Source organism: Micromonospora sp. URMC 103, from assembly GCF_051386435.1.
GTDB lineage: Bacteria > Actinomycetota > Actinomycetes > Mycobacteriales > Micromonosporaceae > Micromonospora.
Map to the genome: position 1 here is coordinate 1 of NZ_JBPQTR010000005.1, position 17,090 is coordinate 17,090.

Sequence of the window (17,090 nt, forward strand, 5' to 3'; positions counted from 1 at the left end):
CCAACTACGTGCCAGCAGCCGCGGTAAGACGTAGGGCGCGAGCGTTGTCCGGATTTATTGGGCGTAAAGAGCTCGTAGGCGGCTTGTCGCGTCGACTGTGAAAACCCGCGGCTCAACTGCGGGCCTGCAGTGGAACGGGCAGGCTAGAGTTCGGTAGGGGAGACTGGAATTCCTGGTGTAGCGGTGAAATGCGCAGATATCAGGAGGAACACCGGTGGCGAAGGCGGGTCTCTGGGCCGATACTGACGCTGAGGAGCGAAAGCGTGGGGAGCGGACAGGATTAGATACCCTGGTAGTCCACGCTGTAAACGTTGGGCGCTAGGTGTGGGGAGCCTCTCCGGTTCTCTGTGCCGCAGCTAACGCATTAAGCGCCCCGCCTCTGGGGAGTACGGCCGCAAGGCTAAAACTCAAAGGAATTGACGGGGGCCCGCACAAAGCGGCGGAGCAGTGGATTAATTCGATGCAACGCGAAGAACCTTACCTGGGTTTGACATGGCCGCAAAACCGGCAGAGATGTCGGGTCCTTCGGGGGCGGTCACAGGTGGTGCATGGCTGTCGTCAGCTCGTGTCGTGAGATGTTGGGTTAAGTCCCGCAACGAGCGCAACCCTCGTTCGATGTTGCCAGCGCGTTATGGCGGGGACTCATCGAAGACTGCCGGGGTCAACTCGGAGGAAGGTGGGGATGACGTCAAGTCATCATGCCCCTTATGTCCAGGGCTTCACGCATGCTACAATGGCCGGTACAATGGGCTGCTCGATACCGTGAGGTGGAGCGAATCCCAAAAAGCCGGTCTCAGTTCGGATCGGGGTCTGCAACTCGACCCCGTGAAGTCGGAGTCGCTAGTAATCGCAGATCAGCAACGCTGCGGTGAATACGTTCCCGGGCCTTGTACACACCGCCCGTCACGTCACGAAAGTCGGCAACACCCGAAGCCGGTGGCCCAACCCTTGTGGAGGGAGCCGTCGAAGGTGGGGCTGGCGATTGGGACGAAGTCGTAACAAGGTAGCCGTACCGGAAGGTGCGGCTGGATCACCTCCTTTCTAAGGAGCACCATCCACCGAAAGGTGGTATGGAGCCCGCGACCTGCGAATGTCGGGTCGGGGTGCTCAATGGCGGAGACACTGGCGAGTCGGATGCCGGCAACGGCCGGGGTCACCTAGTACAGCCATCGTTTGATGGTGGGAACGGTTGAACTCTGGTGCGGCTGGGATCTGGTGATGGGCACCCTGTTGGGTCCTGAAAGAACAACCACGGTTGTCTTTCAGAGCCTTGGTGGCGAGTGTGAACTCGTCGAGGCGCCAGGCATGGCCTGGTCCTGCAAACCGTGATCCTGATGTGGGTCGTAGGTGTGGGGCTTTTGGGTTGTGGGTTGGTCGTTTGTTGAGAATTGCACAGTGGACGCGAGCATCTTTGTGGTCAAGTTGTCAAGGGCGAACGGTGGATGCCTTGGCACCAGGAGCCGATGAAGGACGTGGGAGGCCGCGATAGGCCTGGGGGAGCTGTCAACCGAGCTGTGATCCCAGGGTGTCCGAATGGGGGAACCCGGCTGGAGTCATGTCCAGTCACCCGCACCTGAACACATAGGGTGTGTGGGGGGAACGCGGGGAAGTGAAACATCTCAGTACCCGTAGGAAGAGAAAACAATTTAGTGATTCCGTGAGTAGTGGCGAGCGAAAGCGGATTGAGGCTAAACCGGCTGCGTGTGATACCTGTCAGGGGTTGCGTGGTCGGGGTTGTGGGACCCCACTGAGTGTACTGACATGCACTCGAGGAGTTATAAAGCCAGTGGTTAGTCGAATAGTCTGGAAAGGCTGACCGTAGACGGTGAGAGTCCGGTAGGTGAAAACTGCTGGTCTTCTGTGGGTGTTCCCGAGTAGCGGCGGACTCCTGAAATCTGCCGTGAATCTGCCAGGACCACCTGGTAAGCCTAAATACTTCCTGGTGACCGATAGCGGACGAGTACCGTGAGGGAATGGTGAAAAGTACCCCGGGAGGGGAGTGAAATAGTACCTGAAACCGTTCGCCTACAATCCGTCGGAGCCTTTCGGGGTGACGGCGTGCCTTTTGAAGAATGAGCCTGCGAGTTAGTGGCATGTGGCGAGGTTAACCCGTGTGGGGGAGCCGTAGCGAAAGCGAGTCTGAATAGGGCGATTCAGTCGCGTGTCCTAGACCCGAAGCGGGGTGATCTAGCCATGGGCAGGCTGAAGCGCGGGTAAGACCGCGTGGAGGGCCGAACCCACCAACGTTGAAAAGTTGGGGGATGACCTGTGGTTAGGGGTGAAAGGCCAATCAAACTCCGTGATAGCTGGTTCTCCCCGAAATGCATTTAGGTGCAGCGTCGCGTGTTTCTTGCCGGAGGTAGAGCACTGGATGGTCTAGGGGGCCCACAAGCTTACCGAAATCAGCCAAACTCCGAATGCCGGTAAGTGAGAGCGCGGCAGTGAGACTGCGGGGGATAAGCTTCGTAGTCGAGAGGGAAACAGCCCAGATCACCAGCTAAGGCCCCTAAGCGTGTGCTAAGTGGAAAAGGATGTGGGGTCGCATAGACAACCAGGAGGTTGGCTTAGAAGCAGCCACCCTTTAAAGAGTGCGTAATAGCTCACTGGTCAAGTGGTTCCGCGCCGACAATGTAGCGGGGCTCAAGCACACCGCCGAAGCTGTGGCACTCACACAATAACTTCGCTGGCGCCTTCGGGTGTTGGTGCAGGTGTGTGGGTGGGTAGGGGAGCGTCGTGCCGGGGGTGAAGCAGCCGAGTGATCGAGTTGTGGACGCGGCACGAGTGAGAATGCAGGCATGAGTAGCGAAAGAAGGGTGAGAAACCCTTCCGCCGGATGACCAAGGGTTCCAGGGCCAGGCTAATCCGCCCTGGGTGAGTCGGGACCTAAGGCGAGGCCGAGAGGCGTAGTCGATGGACAACGGGTTGATATTCCCGTACCCGCGAAGGAGCGACCCTGACGAACCTCGTTGTGCTAACCACCCGAACTGTGGGCGGTCTTCGGACCAATCGCGGGGAGCGTGGGAACCTGGCGGGTAGTAGTCAAGCGATGGGGTGACGCAGGAAGGTAGCTGAGCCCGGCCGGTGGTTGTGCCGGGGTAAGCGTGTAGGCCGTGCCGTAGGCAAATCCGCGGTGCATGAAGGCTGAGACGTGATGCCGAGCCGATTCAGGTGAAGTCAGTGATCCTATGCTGCCGAGAAAAGCCTCTAGCGAGTTCCGAGCGGCCCGTACCCCAAACCGACACAGGTGGTCAGGTAGAGAATACCGAGGCGATCGGGCGAACTGTGGTTAAGGAACTCGGCAAATTGCCCCCGTAACTTAGGGAGAAGGGGGGCCGGAGACGTGAAGCCCCGCGCGGGTGGAGCGTTGTATGGCCGCAGAGAGCAGGGGGAAGCGACTGTTTACTAAAAACACAGGTCCATGCGAAGAAGTAATTCGATGTATATGGACTGACGCCTGCCCGGTGCTGGAACGTTAAGGGGACCTGTTAGCTCTTTCGGGGGCGAAGCGGAGAACTTAAGCGCCAGTAAACGGCGGTGGTAACTATAACCATCCTAAGGTAGCGAAATTCCTTGTCGGGTAAGTTCCGACCTGCACGAATGGCGTAACGACTTCCCCACTGTCTCAACCACAGGCCCGGCGAAATTGCACTACGAGTAAAGATGCTCGTTACGCGCGGCAGGACGGAAAGACCCCGGGACCTTTACTATAGCTTGACATTGGTATCCGAATTAGCTTGTGTAGGATAGGTGGGAGCCGGTGAAGTCCATACGCCAGTATGGGTGGAGGCAATCTTGAAATACCACTCTGGTTGATTTGGGTATCTAACTTCGGACCGTTATCCGGTTCAGGGACAGTGTCTGGTGGGTAGTTTAACTGGGGCGGTTGCCTCCTAAAGGGTAACGGAGGCGCCCAAAGGTTCCCTCAGCCTGGTTGGCAATCAGGTGTTGAGTGCAAGTACACAAGGGAGCTTGACTGTGAGACTGACAGGTCGAGCAGGGACGAAAGTCGGGACTAGTGATCCGGCACTTGCGTGTGGAAGCGGTGTCGCTCAACGGATAAAAGGTACCCCGGGGATAACAGGCTGATCTTCCCCAAGAGTCCATATCGACGGGATGGTTTGGCACCTCGATGTCGGCTCGTCGCATCCTGGGGCTGTAGCAGGTCCCAAGGGTTGGGCTGTTCGCCCATTAAAGCGGTACGCGAGCTGGGTTTAGAACGTCGTGAGACAGTTCGGTCCCTATCCGCCGCGCGCGTAGGATACTTGAGAAGGGCTGTCCCTAGTACGAGAGGACCGGGACGGACGAACCTCTGGTGTGCCAGTTGTCCCGCCAGGGGCACGGCTGGTTAGCTACGTTCGGAAGGGATAACCGCTGAAAGCATCTAAGCGGGAAGCTCGCTTCAAGATGAGGTATCCCACCCACTTTGTGGGGTAAGGCCCCCAGCTAGACGACTGGGTTGATAGGCCGGAAATGTAAGCCCGGTAACGGGTTCAGTTGACCGGTACTAATAGGCCGAGGACTTGACTACGAAGCTGCTACGCGTCCACTGTGCAACTCCCGACAAACGAACAACAAACCCCGCGTGTGTGTGGGTGTTGTTTGATATGTCGATAGAGTTACGGCGGTCATGGCGGAGGGGAAACGCCCGGTTACATTCCGAACCCGGAAGCTAAGCCCTCCAGCGCCGATGGTACTGCACTCGCGAGGGTGTGGGAGAGTAGGACACCGCCGGACAATTTTCCAGTCGAGGGCCGCCCCAGTAGGGTCGGCCCTCGACTGCGTAGCGCCAGGGATGGCGCAATCAGGAAGGATGTACCCGTGAGTTCAGGACCGCAGGGCGGCGACCGCCCCCGCCGTTACGACGACCGCACCGAGGGGTCGGGCGGGCGCGACCGCGCACCGCGGCGTGACGACCGCGACGAGGCGCCGCAGCGGGCCGACCGGGGCGGCTCGCGGGGATACACGGGCGGTGACCGCGAGGGCGGCTTCCGCGGTGGCGACCGCCGTGGTGGTGGCTTCCGCGGTAGCGACCGTGAAGGCTTCCGTGGCGGCGACCGCCGTGAGGGCGGTTTCCGGGGCGGTGAGCGCCGTGAGGGCGGCTTCCGCGGTGGCGACCGTGAGGGCGGTTTCCGGGGCGGCGAGCGCCGCGAGGGCGGCTACCGGGGTGGCGACCGCGACAGCGGGTTCCGCGGCGACCGGGAAGGTTTCCGCGGCGGAGACCGCCGCGAGGGCGGGTTCCGTGGCGGTGAGCGCCGCGAGGGTGGCTTCCGTGGGGACCGTGAGGGCTTCCGTGGTGGTGACCGCCGTGAGGGCGCCTTCCGCGGTGGGGACCGCGACCAGGGCTTCCGTGGTGGCGACCGCCGTGAAGGTGGCTTCCGTGGCGGCGAGCGCCGTGAGGGCGGGTTCCGTGGCGGTGAGCGCCGCGAGGGCGGCTTCCGCGGTGGGGACCGCGACCAGGGCTTCCGTGGTGGCGACCGCCGTGAAGGTGGCTTCCGTGGCGGTGAGCGCCGCGAGGGCGGGTTCCGCGGTGGGGACCGCGACCAGGGCTTCCGCGGTGGTGACCGCCGTGAGGGCGGCTACCGGGGTGGCGACCGCGACAGCGGGTTCCGGGGCGGCGACCGGGAAGGTTTCCGCGGCGGAGACCGCCGCGACGGCGGCGACCGGGAGCGGGGCTACCGGGGCGGCGAGCGCGCCGGCGGGTTCCGGGGCGGGGATCGTCCGGGCGGCTTCCGTGCGGCCGACCGCGACGCGGATTTCCGCGGTGGCGACCGAGCTGGTTTCCGTGGCGGTGAGCGTCGCGAGGGCGGTTTCCGTGGCGGTGACCGTGAGGGTGGCTTCCGCGGCGGTGAGCGTCGTGAGGGCGGCTTCCGTGGCGGTGATCGTCGTGAGGGTGGCTTCCGCGGGGACCGTGAGGGCTTCCGCGGTGGTGACCGTCGTGAGGGTGGCTTCCGTGGTGGGGACCGTCGGGACCAGGGCGAGCGCCGCGAAGGCGGGTTCCGTGGCGGTGAGCGTCGTGAGGGTGGTTTCCGCGGGGACCGTGAGGGCTTCCGCGGTGGTGACCGTCGTGAGGGTGGCTTCCGTGGTGGGGACCGTCGGGACCAGGGCGAGCGCCGCGAAGGCGGGTTCCGTGGCGGAGACCGTCGTGAGGGTGGTTTCCGCGGGGACCGTGAGGGCTCCCGCGGCGGGGACCGTCGGGACCAGGGCGAGCGCCGCGAAGGCGGGTTCCGTGGCGGAGACCGTCGTGAGGGTGGTTTCCGCGGGGACCGTGAGGGCTCCCGCGGTGGCGACCGTCGTGAGGGCGGTTTCCGCGGCGAACGGCAGCGGGACGACCGTCGGGGCGAGGATCGGCGCGCCGAGCGGGAGCCGCGTGCGGAGGGCGCCGCGGGCGAGCGGACCGCGCCGCCCGTACTGGCTGACGACATCGTCGCGACGGACCTGGACAAGGACGTCCGCGCCGAGCTGCTGTCGCTCGCCAAGCCGGTCGCCGAGACGGTCGCCCGGCACCTGGTCGCGACCGGCCAGCTGATCGACGAGGATCCGGCCGAGGCGCTGGCGCACGCGCTGGCCGCGCGGCGGCTCGCGTCCCGCATCTCCGCGGTGCGAGAGGCCGTCGGCCTGGCCGCGTACCACGCGGGGGAGTGGCAGACCGCGATCGCGGAGCTGCGCACGTACCACCGGATGACCGGCCTGCAGAGCCACCTTGCCGTGCTGGCCGACTGCGAGCGGGCGCTCGGGCGGCCGGAGCGGGCCATCGACCTGTACCGCGGCGCGAACCGGGACACTCTCGACTCGACCACCGCCATCGAGCTGTTGATCGTCGCGGCCGGCGCCCGTGGCGACCTCGGCCAGAAGGACGCGGCCGTCGCCATGCTCCAGGTCCGCGAGCTGACCAGCGACGCGGACGAGCCGTGGGCGGCGCGGCTCCGTTACGCGTACGCCGACGCGCTGCTGGCGGTGGGCCGGCGCGACGAGGCCCGCGAGTGGTTCTCCCGCGCCGCCGAGGTGGACGCCGAGGGTGAGACGGACGCGGCGGAGCGCCTGCTCGAACTCGACGGTGTGGTCATCGAGGGAGACGACGAGGACGAGGAGGCGGGCGAGGACATCGCCACGGGCCCGGGTGCGCCCGGGGGCGTGCCGGCCCGGCCCGACACCGACCTCGCCGGCGCCACAGACGACGAGGACGAGTTCGACGACGAGTCCGACGATGACGACGACGAGTCCGACGAGGACGACGAGTCCGACGCCGACGATGATGACGACGACGAGGACGACGCGCCCGCGCAGGCCGGGCCCACCGATGTCGGCCGGGTGACGGCCGAGGACGTCGTAGGCCGCGGCGGAGCGGACGATCCGGACCTGGCCGCCCGTGCGGGCGCCGAGGCCCCGGTCGACGACGAGACCGGTCCGGCCGCCCGGTGAGCGGGGACGCCGGGGGACGGCTGGTCGACGGGTACGCCCAGGTCGTCTTCGACCTGGACGGCGTGATCTACCTGATCGACCGGCCGATCCCCGGCGCCGTGGAGGCGGTCGGCCGGCTGCACGCCGAGGGACGCGCCGTCGCGTACGCCACGAACAACGCCTCCCGCCGCTCGAGCGAGGTGGCCGACCTGCTCACCGGCATGGGCGTCCCGGCGCGGCCGGAGGAGGTGCTGAGCAGCGCCGCGGCCGCCGCCGAGATGCTCCGCGACCGGCTGCCGGCCGGTTCGCCCGTGCTCGTGGTGGGCGCGGAGGCGCTGCGCGCGGAGATCGCCGCGGCCGGCCTCACCCCGGTCGACCGGGCCGACGAGGCGCCGCGGGCGGTGGTGCAGGGGTACGGGCCGCAGGTCGGCTGGGCCCACCTGGCCGAGGCCACCGTGGCGGTCCGTGCCGGTGCCACCTGGATCGCCACGAACACCGACCGCACACTGCCTAGTGGGCGTGGTCCGCTCCCCGGCAACGGTGCCCTGGTGGCCGTGCTGCGCACGGCGCTCGGTCGTGAGCCGGACGTCGTGGTGGGCAAGCCCGAGCCGGAACTCTTCGCCACGGCGGCCCGCCGCGTCGAGGGGGGCCGGACGCTGGTGGTCGGCGACCGGCTGGACACCGACATCGAGGGCGCACGGCGGGCCGGGCTGGACAGCCTGCTCGTCCTGACCGGCGTGAGCGACGTGCCCGAGTTGCTGGCCGCCGAACCGGCGCGCCGGCCCACGTACGTGTCGCGGGACCTGGCCGGGTTGTTCGACCCGGCGGCCGTGGTGCGGGTGCCGGCCGCGGCGGACACCGGCGGCTGGTCGGTGGCGGCGCGCGCCGGCGGCCTGGAGCTCAGCGGCGCGGGAAGGCCCCTGGACGCGCTCGCCGTGCTGTGCGGCGCGGCCTGGTCGGCCCCGGCGGCGCCGGTGGTCCGTGCCGCATCGCCGGATGCCACCGACGCGCTGGCCGCGCTCGGCCTCCCGGCCTGAGCCACCGCCGACGCCGGCTCCGCCGTCCGCAGAGGCCCGCGTCGTCGCCCCGAGGCGCCGATGATGGGCCTGTCGGAGGGCTCAGAGCAGCTTGCGGAGCTTCATGAGGTCGAACGGGTTGGCCTTGATCGACACCCGGCGGGATGCCACCGCGCGGGCGATGTCGAGGTCGCCCCGCACGAGCGCGACCAGGTCGTCGCTGCTGGTGCTCAGGGCGATCTTGGCCTTCGGGTCGTCGCCGTCGGTCAGGTCGACCAGCCGGCCGTCGGTCAGCCGGCCGTGGAACGCCGTGTCCAGGTCCGTGATGCGGCAGGCGAGCGTCCGGTCCATGTCGACGCGTTCGCGCACCGTCGCGGCGTTGGCGTCCAGCCGGGCAGCGAGCTCCTGCAACGCCTGCCGACACTCGTCCACGCTGGCCACCCGTCGCCCCCTCACCTGACGCCACGCCGTCCCCGGCACCGTACCGCACAGGACGATCTCGGGTGCCCGGTAGCGTGACAAGTGCACATCCCCGCCCCGCGGAAGGACTCAGGCATGCAGGACGCGTGGCGCGCCTACCTCGGACTGGCCATGGGCCTGACGGAGGCGCCCCGGAAGAAGGCCCAGGACGTGGTGCGCCGGCTCGTGGGCTCGGGTGGCGCGACCGCCGCCCAGCTCCAGTCGCTCGGCGAGGAACTCGTCTCCACCGGCATGGCGAACCGCGACGCGCTCACCAAGCTCGTCCGCTTCGAGGTCGACCGCGCGCTCGGCGCGGTGGGGCTCGCTACCGCCGAGGAGGTCGGGGAGCTGACCCGTCGGGTGCACGAGCTGGAGCGGCAGCTGCGCGAGGCGCGGTCGCCCGGCGCGGAGCCGGGCGCGGGCGCGGCAAAGCCCGCCGCGGGAACGGCGCAGCCCAGCGCGGCGCCGGGCGCGGGGGCGGCGCAGCCCACCGCGGAGGCGCCGTCCGGACCGCCGCGTACGCCCGCCCCGGTCACCGCGGCCCAGTCCCGCCCGGAACCGGCCGCCGCGCCGCCCGCGCCGCCGGCCCCCGGTCAGGTTCCGTCCACGGGGTCGCTGTCGGCGCCGGTGTCCACGCCGCCGGCCAAGAAGGCCGTCGGGAAGAAGGTCGCCAAGAAGGCCGTGGCCAAGAAGGCGGTCGCCAAGAAGGCCGAGCCCGGTAAGGCCGTGGTACGCCGGTCGCCGGGGACGTTGAGCACGACCGGCGGCGACGCCGAGCCGGCCCATCCGCCGAAGAAGGTGGCCCGTAGGCAGCAGCCGGGCGGCACCGAGTGACCCGCCCGCAGCCGCGGCACCGAGTGACCGCGCCACAACCGGCGAGCCGGTCGTGACCGGCCCGTACCGTCCCGGCCCCCCGCCCGGCGCCCGTCCCGGCCCTCCGCCCGGCGGCACCCCGGGGGCCCGGCCCGGTCCGCCGCCCGGTGGTGTCGCCCCGCGTCCGGGGCCGCCGCCCGGGGGACGGCCGGCGCCGACCGTGGACGACGACCTCGACGGTCCCGGGCACCCGGCGGTCGACGCCGCCGTCCAGGCGATGATCAACGCGTCGTCGCTCGCCCCGGCCGACCAGATCGCACAGTACGAGGCCGCCTACGAGACGCTGCGCGAGACGCTCGCGAGCATCGACCAGGCCTGAGACCGGAGAACCGATGGCACGACGCAACCGGCTGGACGCCGAACTGGTCCGCCGTGGCCTCGCCCGCTCCCGCGAGCAGGCCGCCGCGCTGGTGGAGGCCGGCCGGGTCCAGCTGCGCGGGGTACCGGCCCGCAAACCGGCCGCCATGGTCGACCCGGCGGACGCGCTGCTGGTCACCGGCGAGGACCCGGTCTCGGAGTACGTCTCCCGGGGCGGTCACAAGCTGGCCGGTGCGCTGGCCGCGTTCGCGGGGCTGTCGGTGGCCGGCCGGCGGTGCCTGGACGCCGGCGCCTCGACCGGCGGCTTCACCGACGTGCTGCTGCGCGCCGGCGCCGCCGAGGTGGTCGCCGTGGACGTGGGCTACGGCCAGCTCGCCTGGCCGCTGCGTACCGACGAGCGGGTGCGCGTCTTCGAGCGGACCAACGTCCGCTCGCTCACCCCGGAGGCGATCGGTGGGCCGGTCGACCTCACCGTGGCGGACCTGTCGTTCATCTCGCTGCGGCTGGTCCTGCCGGCCCTGGCCGGCTGCACCCGTCCGGACGGGGACCTGGCGCTGATGGTCAAGCCGCAGTTCGAGGTCGGCAAGGAGCGGGTCGGCGCCGGCGGCGTGGTGCGCGACCCGGAGCTGCGCGCCGAGGCGGTGCTCGACGTGGCGGAGGCCGCCGTCGGGCTCGGTCTCGGCCTGGCCGACGTGGCGGCGAGCCCCCTGCCGGGACCGAGCGGCAACGTGGAGTTCTTCGTATGGTTACGCCGGGGCGCGCCACCGGCGGACCCGCGGCGGGTGCGGGCGGTGGTCGAGGCCGGGCCGCAGGGCCCCACGACGCCCGGCGAGGTGCCGGGGGCGGCGGCGGAGGAGGTCGCAGGGTGATTGCGAGCAGCGGGCGTGGCGTCGCGGGCCGGGTGGCCCGCGCCGGCACCTCGGTCGCCGTGGAGCGGCGTACGAGCGGGAGGCGGGCGCGGTGAGCCGGACGGCTCTGCTGGTTACCCACACCGGCCGGCGGCGCAGCACCGAACACGCCCGGACGGTGGCCGGCGACCTGATCGCCGCCGGCTTCGAGGTACGCGTGGTCGCCGAGGAGGCCGACGACCTCGACCTGCCCGGCGTCGTCCCGGTCAGCGGGCCGGACGCCGCCGAGGGTGCCGAGATCGTCTTCGCGCTCGGCGGGGACGGCACCTTCCTGCGCGCGGCCGAGCTGGCCCGGCCGGCGAAGGCGCCGCTGCTCGGCATCAACCTCGGCAAGGTCGGCTTCCTCGCCGAGGCCGAGATCGGCGACCTCGACCGCGCCGTACGCGACGTGGTCGGGCGCAACTACACCGTCGACGAACGCCTCACCCTCGACGTCACGGCGGAGTTCGAGGGCGGGCCGACGATCGAGTCGTGGGCGCTCAACGAGGTCAGCGTCGAGAAGGGGGAGCGGGCCCAGATGCTCGAACTCCTCGTCGACGTGGACGGCCGCCCGCTGTCGCGGTACGGCTGCGACGGGGTCGTCTGCGCGACCCCCACCGGCTCCACGGCGTACGCGTTCTCCGGCGGCGGGCCGGTGGTCTGGCCCGAGGTCGAAGCGCTGCTGCTGGTGCCGATCAGCGCGCACGCGCTGTTCAGCCGCCCGCTGGTCACCGCGCCCACCTCGACGTTCGCGATCACCGTGGACCCGTTCACCACCCTCGCCGTCCTGGCCTGCGACGGACGGCGGGTGTACGACCTGCCGCCGGGCGCCCGCGTCACGGTGCGGCGCGGCGCGCTGCCGGTGCGGATCGTCCGGCTGCGGGACCGGCCGTTCACCGACCGGCTGGTCGCCAAGTTCGGGCTGCCCGTGCAGGGCTGGCGCGGCTCCCGCCGCTGACCAGCCCCTCCCGCGACGTCCGCTGGTTTGCTCCGTTTCGCCGATGTGGCGGTATCCCGACGAGGTGGATACCGCCACATCGCCGGAACGGCGTCGACCAAGCCAAGCGAATCAGCACTGAGCCCCGGCCCCCGCGGTCACCCGCCGGCCACGCGGCCGTCCGGTGTCCGTCGCCGCGTGTCCACCTGGCGACATGTCGCCGGTGCGGCGGCCCGTGCCTAGTGACCACCCGATGATCTCCGTCGCAGACTCCGATCGGTCGCCCCGAGTGGTGCCGACCCTGGAGTAGAGGAGCGCATCGCATGCACAGGCCCCCACGCTGGCTCGCCGCCGGCGCGGTCGGGGCGCTGGTGGTCGGGCTCGCCACACCGGCGTCCGCCGACCCGCCCGCCCGGCCCGCCGGCCCGAACCAGGCAGCGCCCGCCGCCGGACCGAACCAACCCGCGCCTGCCGGCCCGAGCCAGCCCACCCCGGGCGCCGCGCCCGCCCGCGTCACCCTGATCACCGGTGACCAGGTCGACCTCGTCCCGGCCGCGCCCGGCCGCACCGCCGCCACCGTCCACCCCGGGCCGGGCCGCGAGCGGATCACCTTCCAGACCGTGTCGGCCGACGGCGGGCTGCGGGTGCTGCCCAGCGACGTCGTGCCGTACGTGAGCGCGGGCGTGCTCGACGCCGACCTGTTCGACGTGGAGGAGCTCGTCGCGCAGGGGTACGGCGACGCTGCGCAGGGCAGCCTGCCGCTGATCGTGCGCTACCAGGAGCCGGCCGCCGGCCGCGTCCGCCCGCTGGCGGGGACCACGAACGCGCGGCCGTTGGAGAGCATCAACGGCGCCGCCGTACGCGTCGGCAAGGGCGACCTCGACGAGCTGTGGGGTTCGCTGCGGGCCACGCCGGCAGGGCGTACGGCGGCGACGGGGCCGGTCCGGCTCGGCGCCGGCATCGCCCGGGTGTGGCTGGACGGTCGGGTCCACCCCGCGCTGGAGCACAGCGTGCCGCAGATCGGCGCGCCCGCGGCGTGGGCGGCCGGCCGGGACGGCAGCGGTGTCCGCGTCGCGGTGCTCGACACCGGCGTCGACGACACCCATCCCGACCTGGCCGGGCGGATCGCCGAGGCGCAGGACTTCAGCGGCACCGGCAGCGCCCGGGACGGGCAGGGCCACGGCACCCACGTGGCGGCCACCATCGCGGGCAGCGGCGCGGCGTCCGACGGGCTGCGCAAGGGCGTGGCGCCGGGTGCGAAGCTGCTCATCGGCAAGGTGCTCGACGACTCCGGCTCCGGCTACGACTCGTCGATCATCGCGGGCATGGAGTGGGCCGCCCACTCCGGCGCGAAGGTCGTCAGCATGAGCCTCGGCGGCGCTCCGACCGACGGCACCGACCCCATGAGCCAGGCCGTCGACGACCTCACGGCCGAGACCGGCGCGCTGTTCGTGGTGGCCGCCGGCAACGAGGGCGCCCCGGGCACCGTCGGGTCGCCGGGCGCGGCCAGCGCGGCCCTCACCGTGGGCGCCGTCGACCGGAACGACGCCCTCGCCGAGTTCTCCAGCCGCGGCCCGCGGGTCGGCGACAACGGCCTGAAGCCCGAGATCACCGCGCCGGGTGTCGGGATCGTGGCGGCCCGCGCGGCGGGCACCAGCATGGGTACGCCCGTGGACGAGGCGTACACGGCCGCGTCGGGCACCTCGATGGCCACCCCGCACGTCGCGGGCGCCGCCGCCATCCTCGCGCAGGAGCACCCCGACTGGCCGGCCGGCCGCCTCAAGGACGCCCTGGTCAGCACCGCGAAGAACAACCCGGAGCTCACCGTCTTCGAGCAGGGCGGCGGTCGGGTTGACGTGGCACGGGCGCTGAGCCAGCGGGTGTACGGGTCGGCCACCGCCGACTTCGCTCGTCTGACCAGCGGTGGCGCGCCGGCCGAGCGGACCGTCACGTACACGAACACCACCGGCGCGGCGCGGACCCTGCGCCTCGCGCTGGAGCTGCGGAACCTGGACAGCGGCGCCGCGGAGGCCGACGGGGTGTCGGTCGGCGCCAGCGAGGTGACCGTGCCGGCCGGCGGCAGCGTGGCCGTCCCGCTGCGGGCCGACCCGGCGAAGCTGGACCGCGGCACGTACGGCGGGTGGCTGGTGGCCACCGGCCCCGACGGCGTCGCGGTACGCACCGCCGTGGGCGTCACCCTGAGCGGCCCGGTCCACACCGTCACCGTCCGGGCGCTGGACATGGCCGGCAAGCCGGGCCTGGCGTCGGTGCTCACGCTCTTCGGGGAGCACCCCGACTCCGACTACCTCGGCTGGGTTCCCTTCGAGGCGCAGGTGCGGGTGGAGGAGGGCACGTACCTCCTGGAGAGCCTCATCGAGCACGGCGCCCCGCTCGACGAGCAGGTCACCATGGTCACCGACCCGGAGCTCGTGGTGGACCGGGACCTGACCGTGGTGCTCGACCCGCGCAAGGGCACCCCGATCCGCATCGAGACGCCGAAGCCGACGGAGCAGCGCGCCGCGATCAGCTTCTACGAGCACCGGGTCTTCGGCAACGGCCGGCAGGTCGACCACGGCGTCATGACGTTCAGCACGGTGCAGCAGGTGAACGTCACGCCGACGCGGCCGGTGCGCCAGGGCGAGTTCGAGTTCTCCTCCCGCTGGCAGCTCGTGGCGCCCATGGTGGACGCCCAGGTCGGCAAGGTGGCCGGGCCGCTGGACATCAACCTGCTGGGTCAGTCGCCGGCCCCCGCCGGGCGGCGGAAGCTGCCGTTCGTGTGGGGCGGCGCCGGGACGCCGGCCGAGCTGAGCCGGGCCCGTGGCGCGGCCGTTCTCGTCGAGGGCAGCGCGGAGCGTGCCGAGAACGACCAGATCGCCGCGGCTGCCGCGGCCGGCGCCGCGGCGGTGCTCATCGTCCGGCCGGCCGACTGGAGCGCGTGGACGGTCTGGCGTCCCACCGGCGAGCGCCTGCCGATCCCGTCGATGGTCGTGGCGTACGACGACGGACAGCGGCTGATCGCGGCCGCGAAAGCCGGACGCGCGTCGCTGAACCTCACGCTCACCGTGGACAGCCCCTACCTGTACGACGTGTGGCAGGTGTCGAAGGGGCGCGTCCCGGAGCGCATCGTGCACCGGGTGACGGCCGAGAACACCGCCGAGGTCACCGCGCGGTACGGCGACACCGGCGGGTTCGACTGGGCCAGCGAGCAGCGCTTCGGCTGGCGGCCGTGGCAGGAGTACTCCTGGAACGACGACCAGCGGATCGTGCGTACCGGCACGACGCGGCAGGAGTTCGTGAGCGCCGGGGACTCGTGGTGGCAGCAGCGGGTGCTGCACCAGCTCAGCTTCATGGGCGCCGGCCAGCTCACCGGCGGCCTGGCCGGGGAGCCGCGACGGTACGCGGCCGACGACCGGGAGACCGAGACGTGGTACGCCCCGGTGGTGCGTCCGGCCGTGCCGGCCGGCGCCGCGACCGTGCCCAGCCGCACGGGGGACACCCTCGACCTGCGGGTGGCCGAGTTCGTCGACGCCGACGGCCACGAGGGCGCCGCCGGCGGCGGCGAGGAGCAGGACGCCGTGCAGGCCCGGCTCAGCCGGGACGGCAAGCAGATCGCCGACCTCGCGGGCGCCTGGGCGCCGGTGCCGACCACGCCGGACGCCGCCCGCTACCGGCTCGACGTCAGCACGCAGCGCTCCTCGGCCGAGTGGCGGTGGGGCACCCGTACGGACACCGCGTGGCAGTTCACCTCGGCCCGACCGGCCGGGGACGCGGCCCGGCCGCTGCCGCTGCTCCAGGTCGACTACCAGGTGCCGGCCGACCTGCGCGGCGAGGTGCCGGGCAACCGGCCGCACCAGCTCGGGCTGACCCTGCGCCAGCCGGCGGGCGTGCCGGCGCCACGCGGGACCGACGTGCGGGTCGAGGTCTCGTTCGACGGCGGAAAGAGTTGGCGTCCGGCGCCGGTGCACGGCTCCGGCACCCGGTTCACGGCGATGGTGCCCGCCGGGCACGGGACCGTGTCGCTGCGGGTGCACGCCGCGGACCGCGCCGGCAACAGCGTCGACCAGACCGTGGTCGACGCGTACGGGCTGCGCTGACGCGCACGGGCGGGACGGCTCGGGCCGTCCCGCCCCCGCGCGCCGCGGCGGTCAGATCCAGTGCCGCCGGGCGGCCTGGAAGGCCAGACCGGGCCGGGTGTCCACGCCGGCGATGGCCATGAGGTCGGCCAGCCGCCGCTGCACGGTGCGACGGCTCACGCCGAGCTGGGAGGCGATGGACTTGTCCGGCACCCCGGCCACGAACAGCGACAGCAGCCGGGTCTCGTCGGCGTCCGGCCGGTAGCCGTCGGCGGGCCGGTCGTGCGCCGCCGCGGCGGACGAGGGCAGCGGCGTGGCCATCCGCCAGTGACTCTCGAAGAGAGCCAGCAACGCGTCGAGCAGCTGGCTGCGGCCGATCACCGCGGCGCTCGGCTGGCCACTGTCGCGGTCCGGCACCAGTGGGCAGATCGCCGTCCGACCGTCCGCGATGGCCAGCCGGACCGGCAGGCGGTCGAGCACGCGGGCCTGCTCACCGGCGCGTACGCCCCGCTCGACGTCCTCCAGCCCGCCGGGCTCGAGGAGCATCTCGCGCTCGTAGATGGCCCGGTAGCGGACGCCGCGGGCCAGCGCGTCGAACTCCTCGACGTTGTCCTGGCCGGGCATGGCGAGCGGGTTGGCCCGGCAGAACCACAGCACCTCGTCGCGGGCGCCGTTCTGCGCGTCGCGCAGGCGCTCCCGGAGCGCGCCCGCGCCGGTGATCACCTCCACGAGGTGGCCGGCGTCGTGCCGCCGCATCCCGGCGCGGTACTCGTCGGTGAGCTGGTTGACCGCGGCGCGGGCGGCCTCGAGGGCCTCCTGCCGGCGCAGCAGCGCGGCGCCGAGCGGGACGTCCGGCGCGAGGGGCCGCAGCGGGGCGTCCGGGTCCGGGTCGGCCGGGGGCACGAGACCCCGGCGGCGCAGACCGTCCAGCCGTGTCTCGATCTCCGCGCGCGGCCGGCGCAGCCGGTCGACCAGCTCGTCGACCCGGGCCACGCTGAGCTGGACCAGGCAGCGGTAGACCTCCTCCTCGCCGGGGGGCAGGCCGATCACCTCCAACACGGGGCAGAACTGTACGACGGCGGCCCGAGCCGCGCCGACGCGGCGTCGCCGGCTGGTCAACTGTCGTGCC

At 71.2% G+C, this 17,090-nt stretch carries 10 protein-coding genes and 3 rRNA genes; 10 read left to right on the plus strand and 3 right to left on the minus strand.

The window, feature by feature from the left end:
* The 3 genes from ACSNOA_RS13415 to rrf form a co-directional block, all read left to right on the plus strand.
* A 16S ribosomal RNA gene (locus ACSNOA_RS13415) occupies positions 1–1,041 on the plus strand; the annotation flags it as partial.
* A 374-nt stretch (positions 1,042–1,415) separates the two neighbouring features.
* Positions 1,416–4,528: ribosomal RNA gene (locus tag ACSNOA_RS13420) — 23S ribosomal RNA — on the plus strand.
* An 89-nt stretch (positions 4,529–4,617) separates the two neighbouring features.
* A 5S ribosomal RNA gene (rrf, locus tag ACSNOA_RS13425) occupies positions 4,618–4,734 on the plus strand.
* 90 nt (positions 4,735–4,824) lie between these two features.
* Here rrf and ACSNOA_RS13430 read toward each other — a convergent pair.
* Positions 4,825–6,558 (minus strand): hypothetical protein, encoded by a 1,734-nt coding sequence (locus ACSNOA_RS13430; RefSeq protein ID WP_436662460.1) that lies wholly within the window; start codon positions 6,556–6,558, stop codon positions 4,825–4,827.
* Here ACSNOA_RS13430 and ACSNOA_RS13435 point away from each other — a divergent pair.
* Together ACSNOA_RS13435 and ACSNOA_RS13440 are read left to right on the plus strand one after the other, a co-directional pair.
* Complete coding sequence (locus ACSNOA_RS13435) at positions 6,463–7,419, plus strand: tetratricopeptide repeat protein (RefSeq protein WP_436662283.1); 957 nt, start codon at positions 6,463–6,465, stop codon at positions 7,417–7,419. The two genes, ACSNOA_RS13430 and ACSNOA_RS13435, sit on opposite strands and share 96 nt — an antisense overlap.
* Positions 7,416–8,435, plus strand: a complete 1,020-nt coding sequence (locus ACSNOA_RS13440; RefSeq protein WP_436658408.1) for an HAD-IIA family hydrolase — start codon at positions 7,416–7,418, stop codon at positions 8,433–8,435. The genes ACSNOA_RS13435 and ACSNOA_RS13440 overlap by 4 nt, the downstream gene beginning before the upstream one ends.
* 81 nt (positions 8,436–8,516) lie before the next feature.
* Here the strand turns inward: ACSNOA_RS13440 and ACSNOA_RS13445 are convergent, their stop codons facing one another.
* Entirely contained in the window at positions 8,517–8,855 is a 339-nt protein-coding gene (locus ACSNOA_RS13445) for an alkyl sulfatase C-terminal domain-containing protein (RefSeq protein ID WP_436658409.1), read from the minus strand.
* Positions 8,856–8,969: 114 nt separating this feature from the next.
* On the opposite strand from ACSNOA_RS13445, the gene ACSNOA_RS13450 reads away from it, so the two are divergent.
* From ACSNOA_RS13450 to ACSNOA_RS13470, 5 genes are all read left to right on the plus strand, one after another.
* On the plus strand, positions 8,970–9,707 hold the full coding sequence (locus ACSNOA_RS13450; protein WP_436658410.1) for a phasin family protein: 738 nt from the start codon (positions 8,970–8,972) through the stop codon (positions 9,705–9,707).
* 52 nt (positions 9,708–9,759) lie between these two features.
* Positions 9,760–10,065 carry a hypothetical protein gene (locus ACSNOA_RS13455; protein ID WP_436658412.1) on the plus strand — a complete coding sequence of 102 codons (306 nt, stop codon included), beginning with the start codon at positions 9,760–9,762 and terminating at the stop codon, positions 10,063–10,065.
* Between the two features lie 13 nt (positions 10,066–10,078).
* Positions 10,079–10,933, plus strand: coding sequence for a TlyA family RNA methyltransferase (locus tag ACSNOA_RS13460; protein ID WP_436658413.1), 855 nt, complete (start codon positions 10,079–10,081; stop codon positions 10,931–10,933).
* Positions 10,934–11,024: 91 nt separating this feature from the next.
* On the plus strand, positions 11,025–11,909 hold the full coding sequence (locus ACSNOA_RS13465; RefSeq protein ID WP_436658414.1) for an NAD kinase: 885 nt from the start codon (positions 11,025–11,027) through the stop codon (positions 11,907–11,909).
* 302 nt (positions 11,910–12,211) lie between these two features.
* On the plus strand, positions 12,212–15,982 hold the full coding sequence (locus tag ACSNOA_RS13470) for a S8 family serine peptidase (RefSeq protein WP_436658415.1): 3,771 nt from the start codon (positions 12,212–12,214) through the stop codon (positions 15,980–15,982).
* 51 nt (positions 15,983–16,033) lie between these two features.
* On the opposite strand, the gene ACSNOA_RS13475 is transcribed toward ACSNOA_RS13470, so the two are convergent.
* Entirely contained in the window at positions 16,034–17,020 is a 987-nt protein-coding gene (locus ACSNOA_RS13475) for a helix-turn-helix domain-containing protein (protein ID WP_436658416.1), read from the minus strand.
* Positions 17,021–17,090 lie beyond the last annotated feature (70 nt).